The 12,952-nt window shown below is 63.4% G+C and carries 15 protein-coding genes and 2 pseudogenes; 10 read left to right on the forward strand and 7 right to left on the reverse strand.

The window, feature by feature from the left end; all coding sequences use genetic code 11:
• The first annotated feature begins 75 nt into the window (after positions 1-75).
• Positions 76-519, forward strand: coding sequence for a MarR family winged helix-turn-helix transcriptional regulator (locus E3O48_RS01620; protein ID WP_134537084.1), 444 nt, complete (start codon positions 76-78; stop codon positions 517-519).
• 190 nt (positions 520-709) lie between these two features.
• Here the strand turns inward: E3O48_RS01620 and E3O48_RS01625 are convergent, their stop codons facing one another.
• Entirely contained in the window at positions 710-1,672 is a 963-nt protein-coding gene (locus tag E3O48_RS01625) for a helix-turn-helix domain-containing protein (RefSeq protein WP_134537085.1), read from the reverse strand.
• 220 nt (positions 1,673-1,892) lie between these two features.
• Here E3O48_RS01625 and E3O48_RS01630 point away from each other — a divergent pair, with 220 nt between their 5' ends.
• Positions 1,893-2,834 carry an NAD(P)-dependent alcohol dehydrogenase gene (locus tag E3O48_RS01630; protein WP_206751279.1) on the forward strand — a complete coding sequence of 314 codons (942 nt, stop codon included), beginning with the start codon at positions 1,893-1,895 and terminating at the stop codon, positions 2,832-2,834.
• A gap of 212 nt (positions 2,835-3,046) precedes the next feature.
• On the opposite strand, the gene E3O48_RS01635 is transcribed toward E3O48_RS01630, so the two are convergent.
• From E3O48_RS01635 to E3O48_RS01650, 4 genes are all read right to left on the reverse strand, one after another.
• Complete coding sequence (locus E3O48_RS01635) at positions 3,047-3,556, reverse strand: NAD-dependent epimerase/dehydratase family protein (protein ID WP_166788582.1); 510 nt, start codon at positions 3,554-3,556, stop codon at positions 3,047-3,049.
• Positions 3,525-4,208 (reverse strand): hypothetical protein, encoded by a 684-nt coding sequence (locus E3O48_RS01640; protein ID WP_134507359.1) that lies wholly within the window; start codon positions 4,206-4,208, stop codon positions 3,525-3,527. Before E3O48_RS01640 ends, E3O48_RS01635 begins: the two co-directional genes overlap by 32 nt.
• A gap of 13 nt (positions 4,209-4,221) precedes the next feature.
• Complete coding sequence (locus E3O48_RS01645; protein WP_134507360.1) at positions 4,222-4,614, reverse strand: hypothetical protein; 393 nt, start codon at positions 4,612-4,614, stop codon at positions 4,222-4,224.
• A gap of 197 nt (positions 4,615-4,811) precedes the next feature.
• On the reverse strand, positions 4,812-5,420 hold the full coding sequence (locus E3O48_RS01650; protein ID WP_134507361.1) for a DJ-1/PfpI family protein: 609 nt from the start codon (positions 5,418-5,420) through the stop codon (positions 4,812-4,814).
• 45 nt (positions 5,421-5,465) lie between these two features.
• Between E3O48_RS01650 and E3O48_RS01655 the strand changes: the two genes are divergently transcribed.
• On the forward strand, positions 5,466-6,446 hold the full coding sequence (locus tag E3O48_RS01655; protein ID WP_241982355.1) for a GlxA family transcriptional regulator: 981 nt from the start codon (positions 5,466-5,468) through the stop codon (positions 6,444-6,446).
• 165 nt (positions 6,447-6,611) lie between these two features.
• Here E3O48_RS01655 and E3O48_RS01660 read toward each other — a convergent pair whose 3' ends face one another.
• Entirely contained in the window at positions 6,612-6,851 is a 240-nt protein-coding gene (locus E3O48_RS01660; protein WP_134507363.1) for a hypothetical protein, read from the reverse strand.
• A 196-nt stretch (positions 6,852-7,047) separates the two neighbouring features.
• On the opposite strand from E3O48_RS01660, the gene E3O48_RS01665 reads away from it, so the two are divergent.
• The 7 genes and pseudogenes from E3O48_RS01665 to E3O48_RS01695 all read left to right on the forward strand — a co-directional run.
• Complete coding sequence (locus E3O48_RS01665) at positions 7,048-7,359, forward strand: hypothetical protein (RefSeq protein ID WP_134537088.1); 312 nt, start codon at positions 7,048-7,050, stop codon at positions 7,357-7,359.
• A 50-nt stretch (positions 7,360-7,409) separates the two neighbouring features.
• Positions 7,410-7,913, forward strand: coding sequence for a hypothetical protein (locus tag E3O48_RS01670; protein ID WP_134537089.1), 504 nt, complete (start codon positions 7,410-7,412; stop codon positions 7,911-7,913).
• A 397-nt stretch (positions 7,914-8,310) separates the two neighbouring features.
• The gene (locus tag E3O48_RS01675) at positions 8,311-8,571 is read left to right on the forward strand and encodes a hypothetical protein (protein ID WP_134537090.1); all 261 of its coding nucleotides are present in this window, start codon (positions 8,311-8,313) and stop codon (positions 8,569-8,571) included.
• Positions 8,572-8,804: 233 nt separating this feature from the next.
• A complete protein-coding gene (locus E3O48_RS01680) occupies positions 8,805-9,926 on the forward strand; it encodes a sensor histidine kinase (RefSeq protein WP_166788583.1) in 1,122 nt (373 codons plus the stop codon).
• Between the two features lie 35 nt (positions 9,927-9,961).
• Positions 9,962-10,600: a response regulator transcription factor gene (locus tag E3O48_RS01685; protein ID WP_134507446.1), complete on the forward strand. Its 639-nt coding sequence runs from the start codon at positions 9,962-9,964 to the stop codon at positions 10,598-10,600.
• A 283-nt stretch (positions 10,601-10,883) separates the two neighbouring features.
• Positions 10,884-11,272 (forward strand): annotated as a pseudogene (locus E3O48_RS01690) (transposase); the annotation flags it as partial.
• Positions 11,266-11,811, forward strand: a pseudogene (locus E3O48_RS01695) (integrase core domain-containing protein); the annotation flags it as partial. The pseudogenes E3O48_RS01690 and E3O48_RS01695, both read left to right, overlap by 7 nt.
• Before the next feature lie 92 nt (positions 11,812-11,903).
• Here E3O48_RS01695 and E3O48_RS01700 read toward each other — a convergent pair.
• Positions 11,904-12,716 (reverse strand): hypothetical protein, encoded by an 813-nt coding sequence (locus tag E3O48_RS01700; RefSeq protein ID WP_134537092.1) that lies wholly within the window; start codon positions 12,714-12,716, stop codon positions 11,904-11,906.
• Positions 12,717-12,952: the final 236 nt, after the last annotated feature.

Genomic DNA, 12,952 nt, shown 5'->3' on the forward strand with positions numbered 1-12,952 from the left:
CTTTCTTGTTTATGTGCGTGCGCACACAACAATACGGATGTGTGCGTGCGCACGCAACTCCGCTATGTTTAGGGCATGCCCTCTCGCAAGAAGCTCGCCGCCGATGCTTGGGGCGCACTGCTCCAAGTCCACGCCTCCCTCGTCCCCGCGCTGGACAAGGAAGTCCAAAGGCAGACCGGCCTGCCGCTGTCGTGGTACGACGTGCTGCTCGAGCTAGCGGCGGAACCTGCCGGTCGGCTGCGGATGACCGACCTTGCGGAACGGGTGGTCCTTAGCCGATCCAGGGTCAGCCGTCTCGTCGATGAGCTGGCGAGCCGGGGCCTGATCACCAAGGAGGAGCATCCAGACGACCGGCGCTCAGCGTACGCAACAATCACGAAAGCGGGACTCGCCGAGTTCCGTTCAACCGCCCCCGTCTATGTACGCGCGATTGAAGGCCAGTTCGCGTCCAACCTCACAGACGAGGATCTGGCACTCTTGGGGGGCGTCCTCAACAAGATCCGAAAGCCCGCAGGGTGACCTCAAGGCAAATAGTGCCCGAGAATTTTTGCGTTCACTGAACTATTCGTCGAAGAGCTCACAACGACCGGATGTCGCCCTCGACGCAGGGTTCATCGGAGCGCCTCTCCACGTGTCCTCTTCAAGCAGAGCGGGGGTGTCGGCGCCGTTTGACGGCGAGCCGACGACCACACAAACTCAAGTAATACAGCTATCTGACGTCCCGACGATCAACGAACCGTCTGCGGTATTCCGTTGGAGTGATGCCGACCAGTCGCGTGAAGTGATGTCTCAGCAAGGGGGCCGCACCGAACCCTGATTCTGCCGCGACGTCCTCAACCGAAAGGCGCGTATCGTCCAGCAGCTCCCGCGCGCGTGCGACTCGTTGCTGGGTGAGCCACGTATGTGGCGCACAGCCGACTTCGGCCATGAAGCGACGTGTGAGCGTCCGTTCCGCAACACCAGCGACGCGTGCCATGGCCGCGACCGTGATGGTGTGCGCGATGTTTTCCGTGATCCAATCAAGAGTGGGCTGCAGGCTCTGTTCTGAGCGACCAACCACCGGTCTCTCGATGAACTGCTTCTGACCCCCGTCCCGGTGGGGCGAAACGACCATGCGTCTTGCAATGCGGTTCGCCACGGCCGAGCCAAGTTCTGTGCGCACAATGTGCAGGCAGGCGTCGATCCCCGCGGCCGTGCCCGCGCTGCTGACGATCGTCCCATCCTGCGCATAGAGGATGTCGCTGTCAACTCGCACGGCCGGGTATTCGCGCGCCAGCCGCTCCGCATAGCGCCAATGCGTGGCCACCGTGCGGTCGTCCAGGAGCCCGGCCGCTGCCAGGGCGAAGGCGCCCGAGCAAAGAGACATCACGTACGCACCACGTCGGTCAGCATCCCGTAGCGCGCTGATCACCGCTTCGCTCGGCGTGGCGGTGAGCGACGACGAGGGGACGGCGACCAGATCAGCGTCTGCTGCGGCGTCCAACGTCATGGTTGCCACGACGAACGAGCCTGGTCCCGCTGACAGAGGCTCGTTCGGATTCTCGGCACACACTACGTACTCGAACTTCGGCACTCCGTCGGCCGACCGATCAACACCGAACACTTCTGTGAGCACGCCGAATTCAAACAGAGCGACGGGTGGTTGAAGGATGACGGCGATCTTCTTGAGCACTCGACCAGTATGGCCGTATCTTGTTCATAAGGCGCGTTTATGCCACTGGCATGTGCCAGGTGGCAACAGGACGATAGGTCTTATGTCCCTTCTCTCGAGCAATGTCTCATCCCCTTCTCACAGTGCACCGGGCGTCATGACGGCGTGGACCACGACCGGCAACGGCATAGAGAATATGTCCACGGTCCGGGTTCCGGTGCCCCAACCCGGCCGAGGCGAGGTGTTGGTCAAGATCGCCGCCCTCTCACTGAACTATCGCGACCTCATGGTGATCAATGGGGTCGGCAACTGGAAGCCAACCAGTCGCGTGGTGCCGCTTTCAGATGCCGTCGGCACAGTCGTTGGCGTGGGAGAGGGCGTTGACCGGTTCGATCTCGGGGATCGTGTTTCGGCCATGTTCCTGCCGGAGTGGCGATCGGGTCAGCTTACGCGCGAGACGTATCTGAATCCGATCGGCGGACCCATCAATGGCGGCATGTTGGCCGAGTACGTGGTCGTGTCACAGGACAACGCCGCGAGAACGCCGCACAGCCTCGACGACGAGCACGCCGCAACTCTCCCGATTGCCGCCCTGACCGCATGGCATGCCGTGGCACGGCGAAGTCGCGTCCAGCGGGGTGAGACGGTACTGATCCACGGCACTGGCGGCGTGGCCCTGTTCGCGCTGCAGTTTGTCCTGGCGCTCGGCGGGATTCCGATCATCACCTCCAGCAGTGACGAGAAGCTGGATAGAGCGCGCAAATCCGGCGCCGCCCACTCGATCAACTACAAATCCACCCCCGACGTCGCCGCGGAAGTGATGAGGCTCACTGGCGGCGAAGGGGTCAATCATGTGATCGAAACGATCGGCGGGGAAAACCTCAATCGATCGCTTAATGCCGTGAAGGTTGGCGGGACGATTAGCTTCGTTGGGCTCATCGCCGGCCTGGCCGCGCAGATCAACACCTACGAATTCGTGACGAGACACGTGACCATTCACGGAATCGAAACCGGATCGCGGGAAATGTTCGAGGAGATGGTTCAGATCATCGATAAACACGGGATCGTTCCTGTCCTCGACTCGACGTACCCCGTTCACCGGATCCGCGCGGCATTGCAGCATCTGGCAGAGGGCAAGCACTTCGGCAAGGTTGTGATCACGATCACAGCCTCGAACCTCTAGTAGTTCATCCGAGTTATCCCTGACGAATCGGCGCGCGGACCAGATCCCACGACAGTTCCAGGTCACGAATGGTGGTCGCGAGCCCCAGCATTTGCTCTGATTCACCGTTCACCAAGTCGCCTATGACGGTCGCCGGGTTAGCGATCGTCCAAGGAACGCTGAGCTTGGTCCGCATAGGCCTGGACGACCGCGTCATTCTCCACCTGGATACCTCATAGGCGCCGAGGCGGGTTACTGGTACTTGCGTTTGGCCTCCGACCAGGGAATCGATGCCGGTCCTGCCCGCCGACCCGATAGCCGGACAGGTGCACCAAACGGCCAAGGTGCGGAAGCGTCGCCGCGACTCCACCACGCGACGCGAGGACATTCGCCGCGCGCGCCGCTGCCGGCGTCATTCCGCACGCGTGGGCTCCGGCAACGTTAACGATTTCGCGGATGTGGTTCAGGCGTCCCGGCCTCAACTCGATTCCGTCGACTACCAGGTCGACTTCGACAACACTCAAGGCCGTCGTGGCGACGTTGTGGTCGCGCAGCCACTCGGCAACGGCACCAAATCGGGCGAGGTTGCGAACCGCGGCTGTGGTCGAGATGCCCTGGTCGAGAAGCTCCTTCACCAGCCACCGCCCAAAGAACCCTGTCGCGCCGAAGACCAGTGCGTTTCGGGTACCGTCGCCGCGTGCGATTGTGGATTCAGACGGCACGGTGTGCAATGCCGCCTTCATTTCGTGACACATTCGAGAGCGAGGCGTGCCGAGCAGAACGCCACAGGGCGATTACAAGCGCGATTGTCACGGGCGCCCAGACGATGCGCTCCAGGAATGAGGGTGAGGCGACGTTCACTACCGTTCCAATCACCATCAAAGCGGCCGCACCGTACAGCAGACGTCGACGGAGCGTTGCTCCGGTCCACCGGGTGCCAGCGACGGCGGCGAGCAACACATACACAACCACTGCGATAGCGCTATTCGTGCGGAGAGATGCAGGAAGGACCCCCGGGTTGGAGCCGCCAAAGGAGGCTTCACCCCATGGCGCGCCTGCAGCTAGCGCCACCTGGAAGGCCACCACGACAAGGAATAGGGCAGCGGCGGCCTTTCCGGCAGGGCTTGCGGGCGGGTGAACTTTGAACGGTGTTTGACCTATGAAGGTCTCCTTGCATAGTTTTCCAATTTCGCCCCTGGCTGGCATCGTCCACAGCGACTTCCACCTCGCCTTGCTCTCTGCTGCCTTTCCACCGCCGAGGCCTTCGTCGTTTCTGCGGTGTTCTCTGAGATCGGTAACCCGTTCTGCGGCGAGACGATGCACCTCGAGTGCGCGCGTGACACGGTCTTCCTCGGCCCTGTGGAGGCGGTAGAACGATATATCCGAAATGTGCATCGTTTGGTCTTCCTCAGATCGTGAAAATTGTGTGAACAGCCAGGATGCCGGCGGCAACAAAGTCGACAGTCGCGCAGAACGGAGGCCACCATCTGGCATTGCGGACGAATCGGGTGCGGTGCTGCCAGAGGTCCTTCAGGCCGTGGCCCGCGAAACCGGCCACGACCAGCCAGGCGGAACCCGTGAGCGCCGCAATAGCCAGCGCCACGAATAGCACCGCGACCGTGCCCTCCAGAGCGAGCACCCGTGCCCGGCCGTCGGCGACGGCGAACCCGATGTAGACCGCGGCGACGATTGCCAGAACGAGCGCGTAGACCATTGATGGGGTGAGCCACCACAATCCGAGTGGAGCGGCGGCCGTGACTACTCCAACGACCGCTCCCCAGCCGATTGCTGGTGAGAACATCGCCGTAGGCCACCGTGGTGTCTGGTCGTGCGCCCGGATGTCGGCGGGAAATGGCATGGCGTCTCCTGGCGTGTATTGGCCTTGCGGCTGCGAATGGACTCGGAATCAGTGCAGGAAAGGGGGCGAATCCGACGGTTGCATGACGCGCGGCGCCAGGACGAGCGCCCAATTTTCGCCGTGCCATGCCGGGAATGAGCTCAGACCGGCGGCTGGGGGTCGTACTGAAGATCCCGCCGTACGTTGAGGGCGCGGTCGACACCGGCGAGGCGTTCGACGAGGTGAAGTGCCATGTCTATGCCCGCGCTGACCCCGGCGCTCGTAATCACGTCACCATCGTCGACGAAACGGTCGTACCTGGTCACGATCGTGGGATCGAGCTCTGCGAGCAGACCCAAACTCTCCCAATGCGTCGTCGCCGGCCTTGCCCGGAGAATACCGGCAGCGGCGTACACGAGGCTCCCGGTGCACACGCTCGTCATGAGCGGGGTCGTCGCACGCTGAGCGCGTACCCAATCCAGATGCGCGTCGTCCCTCATCAGCGTGCGAGTTCCCTGCCCACCCGGGTGCAGCAAGATGTCAAAGCTTGGCGCGTCCGCAAAAGAGTGGTGTGCACCGAGAACGAGCCCCTTCGATGCCCGAACCGAACGCCCGTCACGGGAGACGCAGGAGACCTCGTATCCGTCGTCCGGAAATCTGAGGGTCCAATTTGCCAAGACTTCCCAAGGCCCCACGGCGTCGAGTTCTTCGACGTCGTCGAAGAGGAAGATGCCAATGTGTCGGGCCTCTCCGGCCGTAGTAGTTGTCATGAGACACACGATGGCAGGGCCGTTGGACAGACGAAAGTGGCAGGAATGCCGCAGATCGAAAGAATTCTGCCTGAATCGTGCGACACTGACTGCATGCATCGCATTGTGGCTCTGGCTCTCCCCGACGTGGTTGCCTTCGACCTCGCAATACCGGCGCAGGTCTTTGGTCACAGTGACGAGCGCGAACGCTATACTTTCTCGGTCTGCGCGGAGATTCCGGGACTGATCCCGACGACATCCGGATTCGCCATTGAGGCGACGCGTGGCCTGGACTCGCTACTGGATGCGGACACTGTCATCGTTCCAGGATTCGTCCCCCTTGGAGACCCGTCGGCCGCCGTACTCGACGCGCTGCGTGAAGCGTCTCACCGCGGCATTCGCATGGTTTCCGTGTGCACCGGCGCTTTCGCGTTGGCGGCCGCCGGGCTTCTGGACGGCAAACGGGCGACAACTCATTGGCGAGACGCCGCCGAACTCTCCTCCCGCTATCCGCGCATCAGCGTCGACCCCGACGTGCTCTACGTCGTTGACGGCGGTATCAGCACAAGCGCCGGAGTCGCCGCCGGCATCGACCTGTGCCTGCACCTTGTCCGACAAGATTTCGGCACCGACGCCGCAACCGGGATTGCTCGGCGCATGGTCGTGGCCCCTCACCGCGACGGCGGCCAAGCGCAATTCATTGAGCGCCCTGTCGTCGCCCACTCTGAAGGGCTCGCTGCCACCTGTGCGTGGGCGGTCGATCACCTCGCAGAGCCCATATCGGTCGCCGACATGGCCAAACACGCGCGCTGGTCTCCGCGCACCTTTGCCCGCCGGTTCCTGGCCGAGACGGGCACAACCCCCTTACGATGGCTCACGTCCCGGCGCGTCGACGAGGCACGGCGACTGCTCGAGGTCACCGATCTGACCGTGGAGGCGATCGCGCAGCGTTGCGGGCTCGGGACATCCAGCAACCTGCGATTTCACTTCGCGGGCGATCTCGCGACAACTCCCACAAATTACCGACGCATTCACCGCGGGACGTAGGGCACCGGCACCCATCCGCTCGGAGTCGAAAGCTTCTTTCTGGAATAGACGTCAGCGAGGCAGCTAGACCAACAGCAATCCGGAAGCCGACCATGCGGGTGATTGTGAAGTTGGTCTTCTCCGCCAGCTTCAACTCGAACGCTTGACGTTCGTATCCGATGCTTCCTAGGCGAAAAAGATGGACGCTATATCCAAGAACGCCCTGTTGTCTCGGAGCTCGCGGGCCACGGTCGTGGCGGCCAAGCCGGTGGTGACGACCAGCTTCACAGCCTCGTCTTTGTAGTCAGGAGTGAACTCCGGACGTGATCTTGCCATGATGAACATTCTCCCTTGTGAGGTGTCTCCCAACGGGGTCACGGCCAAACAGATGCTCATCCCGGCGGTCGTCGTGATGAGGCCGACCATCCGGACGATTGGCTCGAAGCCAGTGGCGGCTTGATTGCCCCGATGCGCGCCTAGTACTGGGGTGCTACTTTCCCGCTCTGAGGAATGCCAGGTAGTCCGACGACGAAAGCCGCCCCGGTTCGTAATTTGGATACAGATTTACGCATGTGCTCTCAATCCGAGGTCGCTGGCGTAACCAGATGAACCGGAGACTTCAATGCAGCACCGCCTTCGACGCGTAGGTCGCGTCGCCCTCGACGTCAACCAGGTGGATCGTTTCCTGGCTGTCCGGGAAGCCGGGGAAATCATCACCCAGAGCGAGATGGGCGGCTTCGACGCCGCGTTCGAGCAACTGGGACCCACGGTCAGCCCCTCCTTGGTCGATTCCGTCAGCAAGGTTCGCACGTGCCCGCTCGACATGGTGAACGGTGACCAACCGCCCATGTACCAGCAGCGGCGATCGCCGGTGCTCCTCGCCACCGCCGACTCGCTCCAACTCGTGGCCCACCGGATCCTGCGCCGCACATGAAACCCGACCACTTCGCCCCAATCCCACCCAAACCAAGAAGGAGGCCAGCCATGGCCAGCCAACCGAACACAGCCACAGGACACGAGACTTCTCACTACGCCCGGCGCCACCTCCGCAGCCTTCTCGAGTACCTCGGCATGGTTGCGGCGATGCTCGCGGGAATGGTCATACTCGGTTTGATCCGAGATCTTGTCGCACCCGGTCCCGTCCTGCGGGCCGACGTCGAGGCGATCATCATGGCCAGCGAGATGGTCATCGGCATGTCAGCGTGGATGGTCGCACGCCGCCACGCCTGGCGCGGCATCGTCGTCATGTCCGCCGTCATGTACCTCCCCTTCCTCATCCTCGCCCCGCTATTCTGGGTCGGCACAATCTCCGGCGACGTACTCGCGGCCGGAGGCCACCTGCTGATGCTCCCGGCCATGGCCCTCGCGATGCCGCTCACTCACCGAACCCGTGGCCCCGCAGAACGGTTGAGGTTGACCGAAGCACCCACCATGGAAGCAGGGGCGTCGAGTGCCGACCTCGGCGCAACCGGTGAGCAACCTCGATGAGCGTGGACACGGGAGTCGCTCGCAAGCAGGATCTATTCGGCGAAGCGCCCTGAGTACATTTGGGTCTCCTGACCTCGGAAACGGGGATGGGGACTTGCCGGGAGAGCAAGCAGTGCGCAAGCCGACGACGTGTCGGTATGCGCCGGAGGAGAGAGCCGGCGCGGTCCGAATGACGCGGACATCGCAGGTGAAGTTGGGGACTGAGCACGGGATGGTGCGGGCGTGGGCCGATCAGGCCGCCATTCATGAGGGTGTGTCCGCAGGCGTGACGAGCGTCGAGTCTGTGAGGTTGCGGTTGTTGGAGCAGGAGAACCGTGTCGTGCCGGGCCTGATCACAGCGGACCTGGAGTGGGGTTAGCCGGCCCTGAGCCGGGTCATCGTTCCCGGCGCAACAAGCGTGAATTCGATCGACCCGCAGCTGGCAGAATGGGCGAAAGCCCGCAACATCCCGGCAGACGCGCTGCACGGCCCGACCGGCTCGACGGGCTTCGACGGCGCTCTGGAGGACCTCACCGCGCACACGAATCGTGGCACCGCGATCGCCGCCGCAAATATGATCGACTACCCGACCGCGGGTCTTGAGTTGGCGGCCGGCGGCCTCGCGTGGCGAGCGCCGATCCCGCTCTTCCTGAGCCTCCTATTCTCGGTGGGGGTTTGACTAATTCCGACCATGATGAGGCGAGTGAAGCGAGTGAAGCGAGTGAGGCAGCAAGTAGCCCAGATTTTGCTACTGCCAGCCCGCCGGAACAGCGTCGCATCGCGGTCGCGTGTTCGGGCGGGCTTCTGGTCTCTGGCGATAGAGTTCAGAACATGAGCGAGTCGAGAACTGAGCCGGAACGATCGGCCGCGCCGCGTCCGCCGTCTACGGGCTGGCTCGCATCCCGGCCCGGCGTGACCGATCTTCTCGTTGCCCTCGCGTATGCGCTGCCCGCGTTCGCGGTGGTCCTGGCAGTTGCGTTTGGCGATCACGACGCAATCCAATTCGCCATCACTTCATGTGCAGTTGCGGCTTCAGGGCTGGCGCTGCTCTTTCGCCGCAGGGCACCCGTGCTCGTCTTCGTGCTGACGACGGCAGTGATGTTGGCCACGTTTTGGACTCCGGGTAGTATCGCCGTCATCGCGGTCGGTTGCGCGCTATATGCGGTTACGGTCTACCGCAGCGTGCGCGGCGCAGTCATCGGTTGGGGGGTCGTCGGCGTCCTGCTGGTCGTCGAGGGAGCCCTGCTGCCCCAGTCGGTGGCGAGCGTCGGCGAATCGGTGCAGGCAATCGTGGTGCTCGTTGTCGCCGTACTGGTCGGCCTCAGCGTCAGGAGCAGCCGCCATTTCGCCGCCGTGCAACTCGCCCAGCTGGCCCGCGAGCGCGAACAGGATGTGGCCGCCGCCGCCGCCGCCGAGCGCACCTCGATCGCTCGCGAGATGCACGACATCGTGTCGCACAGCCTCTCGGTCATGATCTCACTTGCTCATGGATCGGCCGAAATTGCGACCAAGGAACCGGATCGTGCCGTTGAGGGGATGCGCGAGGTGGCGCGGACCGGGCGTGGTGCGCTGGGTGACATGAGGCGGATGCTGGGTGTCTTGCGAGACGCCCCCGACGGCAGACCCGCAGACGGAGCGACTTCAACCCCTGGAATCGAGGACTTGCCCGCACTGCTCGAACGTTTCCGTGCCACCGGGTTGCCCGTGAACATGCGCTCCACCGGCGACGCTCCACCGGATGCAGTCATGCAGCTGACCGTGTACCGCATCGTGCAGGAGTCGTTGACCAATGCGCTCAAGTACGCGCGCGGCGCAACACGGGTAGCGGTCACGATCACGTTCGCCCCAGACCTGGTGACGGTGATCGTCGATGACGATGGAACCGCGGATGAGACTGCCGGCGATGATCTGGGTCGTGGTCTTGTCGGCATTGGTGAGCGCGTCGCGCTCTACAGCGGGAGGGTGACCACTGGACCACGTGACGGCGGTGGCTGGGCAATGCATGCCCAACTCATCCCCCAAGTGGCGGCGTGAGCGGGACAGGCGAGGCGGCGGCGCCCATCCGGGTGATGCTGGTCGACGACCAGACGCTCGTTCGAATCGGGTTTCGAATGGTCCTCGACGCGGCGGACGGGGTCGATGTGGTCGGCGAAGCCGCGGACGGAGCCGCCGCGATGGAACTGGCGAACGCACTCGTACCCGACGTTGTCCTCATGGACGTGCGCATGCCACGACTTGATGGGATCGAGGCAACCCGACGGATCGTCGAGGACCAGCCGACCGTGCACGTCATCGTCCTGACGACCTTCGACCTCGACGAGTATGCGTTCAAGGCTCTCCGGGCGGGGGCGAGCGGATTTCTGCTCAAAGATGTCGAACCCGCCGAACTGCTCGCGGCCATTCGTGCCGTCGCGGCTGGTGAGGCGGCGCTGTCATCCCGGGTCAGTCGCCGAATGCTGGACTTGTTTGGCCAGCGACTACCCGCGGATGATCCGGACGGCGGCGACCAGGCTGTCGCGGCGCTCACGCCACGGGAACGGGACATCCTGTTTCTGATCGCGCGCGGAATGTCGAACACCGAGATTGGCGAGCAGCTATTCGTCTCGGAATCCACCGTGAAGACCCACGTCGGTCGGGTACTCATGAAGTTGGGCCTGCGCGACCGCGTTCATGCTGTGATCTTCGCCTACGAACACGGCCTCACCTAACACCGACCGTCATAGAGAAGGCCCTGGCGCTGGGAGCGTTGACCGAGGAAGCCGCACCCTCCCGGTTCATTCAGCTGGCAGCTCCAGACTCGGCAGCGCTGGTTCAGCCCTGATCACCCGGTCGTGCCTAGAATCCCGGCGTCCTGGGCATGGTGATACCGCTTAAAAGACGCTTTGCAGCGGAGCTACATCCGGAGCCGTTTCACGTCTGACATGGAGGAGATCGTCTCCGGCATTCGCTGCGACACAATCAATCGACGATATGGCTCTCCTGACGTAACTGTCGGCGCAGATCACGTATTTTTCCGCGGACGGTGCGGCCTGGATCGCAAGTGTCGTCGCGGAGAAAGCCCCCCAAGGCCATCCGCTGCGCTGATCCGTTTCACGTCGCGAAATGGGCCACCGACGCCCTCGACGAGGTCCGCCGGACCGCGTGGAACGATGCCCGCAAAGCGGCCCGGCAACACGATGCCCGCTGCACGCGCTGCCGGCCCGCCGTACCCGCGGCCGGCCCGCCGCCGACGCTCCGGCCCGACCGGATAGTGCTCGAGCTGCCGGCATCAAGAACTGCCGCTACGCGCTCAGGAAGAACCCGGAGAACCTGACCGAGAAACAGCAAGCGAAGCTGGCCTGGATAGTGCAGACCGACCCCGGCTGGCCCGCGCTTACTACACGTGGACGTGAAGAAACTCGGCCGCATCCCCGACGGCGGCGGCCACCGCACCCTCGGCCGGCAGGCCGGCAAGCGAAACAGGCGCGCCGGGGTCGGCCATTCCTTCCTGCACTCCGCGATCGACGACCACTCCAGGCTGGTCTACTCCGAGATCCTGACCAACGAGACGAAGGAAACCGCCGCCGGGTCCTGGCAGCGCGCCAACGCGTTCTACGCCTCCCACGGCATCACCGTGCTGCGCGTGATGTCCGACAACGGGGGCCTGCTACCGATCCCGGTTCTTCAACGACACCCTCGGCGACATCAGGCACAAATTCACCCGGCCCTACCGGCCGCAGACCAACGGCAAGATCGAGCGCTTCCACCGCACCCTCGCCGCCGAGTGGGCCTACGCCCGGCACTACAGCTCAGACCAGGCTCGAGCCAACACCTACCAGGACTGGATATCCATAGCTACAATCACCACAGACCCCATACCGGCTTCGGCGGCAAATCACCCATCGACCGCGTTCACAACGTCAGTAGGAACAACAACTAGTCCGTTGGGTATCCGTATTGACTCGAACTGTTCCGCCGGGTGACGGCAGGCAAGTTGATGGTCTTGCCCCGTGATGTCCCTGGGTGCCGAGATCACCAGTTGTCCCACGTGATCCCGTGTCCCAGTGTGGCGGTGAAGAGCACCCATATCACGGCCGTTAGGACAGGTAGCATCGCGTTGCTGGTGAATGGGGTTCCGGTGACCGGCGATGTTCCGCGATGCGGCAGAAACACCAGGAGTGGAAGTCCGGCGAGCCCGATCGCCAATACCGTGTCGAGGAGATTTGTCGGGCCGAGTGGAGAGATCGAAGCGGCGATCGTTACCGCAAGTGTGCCGGCTAGCCAGGAAGATCGAGAGACCTGGCTGGCGAGCGTGGCATGGCCCGCGATCGAAAGTAGGGCGGCGCGCGTGACCGCTGCATTGATGATGTAGAGGGTGGCACCAGCGAGTGCGATAAGTATGCTCATACCGATTCCGGGGGGTCCGAGGGTGTGTGCCAGGAGATCATAGAGGTCTCCGCGGCGAAGGAGCATCGCTTGGATTGCGTAACCTCCTTCCCAGAACCATGCGAACGCGGTCACCAGCGCGAGGTACAACTGCAGCGCGGGTGCGGGCGTGCGCAGTCGAAGTCTGAGCATGAGACATATGAGGCCCACGAGGAGGTTGGCGGCCGGGCCGCCTGCTGCGACGACGGGCGTGGGGACCGTGCACCAAAACATGGACGTCGAGACGACGGTCGGGTGTCCTCCCACGGCGAGGCACATCGATCCGTGTCCGATGAATTCGTGTATGACGGCCGGAGTGATCGCGGCGAGCACCGCCACTGGTAGCACTACTAGCGCCGGGAACCGCAACCGCGTCGCAATAATACCGGACGAGACATGGTCGCCCGATTCGGCCTTCATCGCGGCCGACCATTGGCGATGGACGCGTTGAGCGCGGCGACGACGAATCGGGTTGCGCTCTCCTCGGTGTCCCTGCTCGGCACAGGGAACCGTCCGGATGCATGACTGGCCGCCTTGTCGAGCGCGGGCATTGTTACGAGACGTTCGACATCGCACACACAAACCTCGGGAACACCTGATCGCTTGAGTAGCGAGTACACCTGCTCACGGACCAGCCGTGATATGCCTGTCCTCGC

This window comes from Cryobacterium sp. HLT2-28, assembly GCF_004402495.1.
In the GTDB taxonomy this organism is placed as follows: domain Bacteria; phylum Actinomycetota; class Actinomycetes; order Actinomycetales; family Microbacteriaceae; genus Cryobacterium; species Cryobacterium mannosilyticum.

Bases quoted from the DNA above. Each gene is read 5' to 3' on its own strand.
- E3O48_RS01635 (WP_166788582.1), bottom strand. From the start codon at position 3,556: ATGAAGGCGGCATTGCACACCGTGCCGTCTGAATCCACAATCGCACGC.
- E3O48_RS01700 (WP_134537092.1), bottom strand. From the start codon at position 12,716: ATGAAGGCCGAATCGGGCGACCATGTCTCGTCCGGTATTATTGCGACG.
- E3O48_RS01640 (WP_134507359.1), bottom strand. From the start codon at position 4,208: ATGCACATTTCGGATATATCGTTCTACCGCCTCCACAGGGCCGAGGAA.
- E3O48_RS01670 (WP_134537089.1), top strand. From the start codon at position 7,410: ATGGCCAGCCAACCGAACACAGCCACAGGACACGAGACTTCTCACTAC.
- E3O48_RS01620 (WP_134537084.1), top strand. From the start codon at position 76: ATGCCCTCTCGCAAGAAGCTCGCCGCCGATGCTTGGGGCGCACTGCTC.
- E3O48_RS01650 (WP_134507361.1), bottom strand. From the start codon at position 5,420: ATGACAACTACTACGGCCGGAGAGGCCCGACACATTGGCATCTTCCTC.
- E3O48_RS01685 (WP_134507446.1), top strand. From the start codon at position 9,962: ATGCTGGTCGACGACCAGACGCTCGTTCGAATCGGGTTTCGAATGGTC.
- E3O48_RS01665 (WP_134537088.1), top strand. From the start codon at position 7,048: ATGCAGCACCGCCTTCGACGCGTAGGTCGCGTCGCCCTCGACGTCAAC.
- E3O48_RS01645 (WP_134507360.1), bottom strand. From the start codon at position 4,614: ATGTTCTCACCAGCAATCGGCTGGGGAGCGGTCGTTGGAGTAGTCACG.
- E3O48_RS01660 (WP_134507363.1), bottom strand. From the start codon at position 6,851: ATGGTCGGCCTCATCACGACGACCGCCGGGATGAGCATCTGTTTGGCC.
- E3O48_RS01655 (WP_241982355.1), top strand. From the start codon at position 5,466: ATGCCGCAGATCGAAAGAATTCTGCCTGAATCGTGCGACACTGACTGC.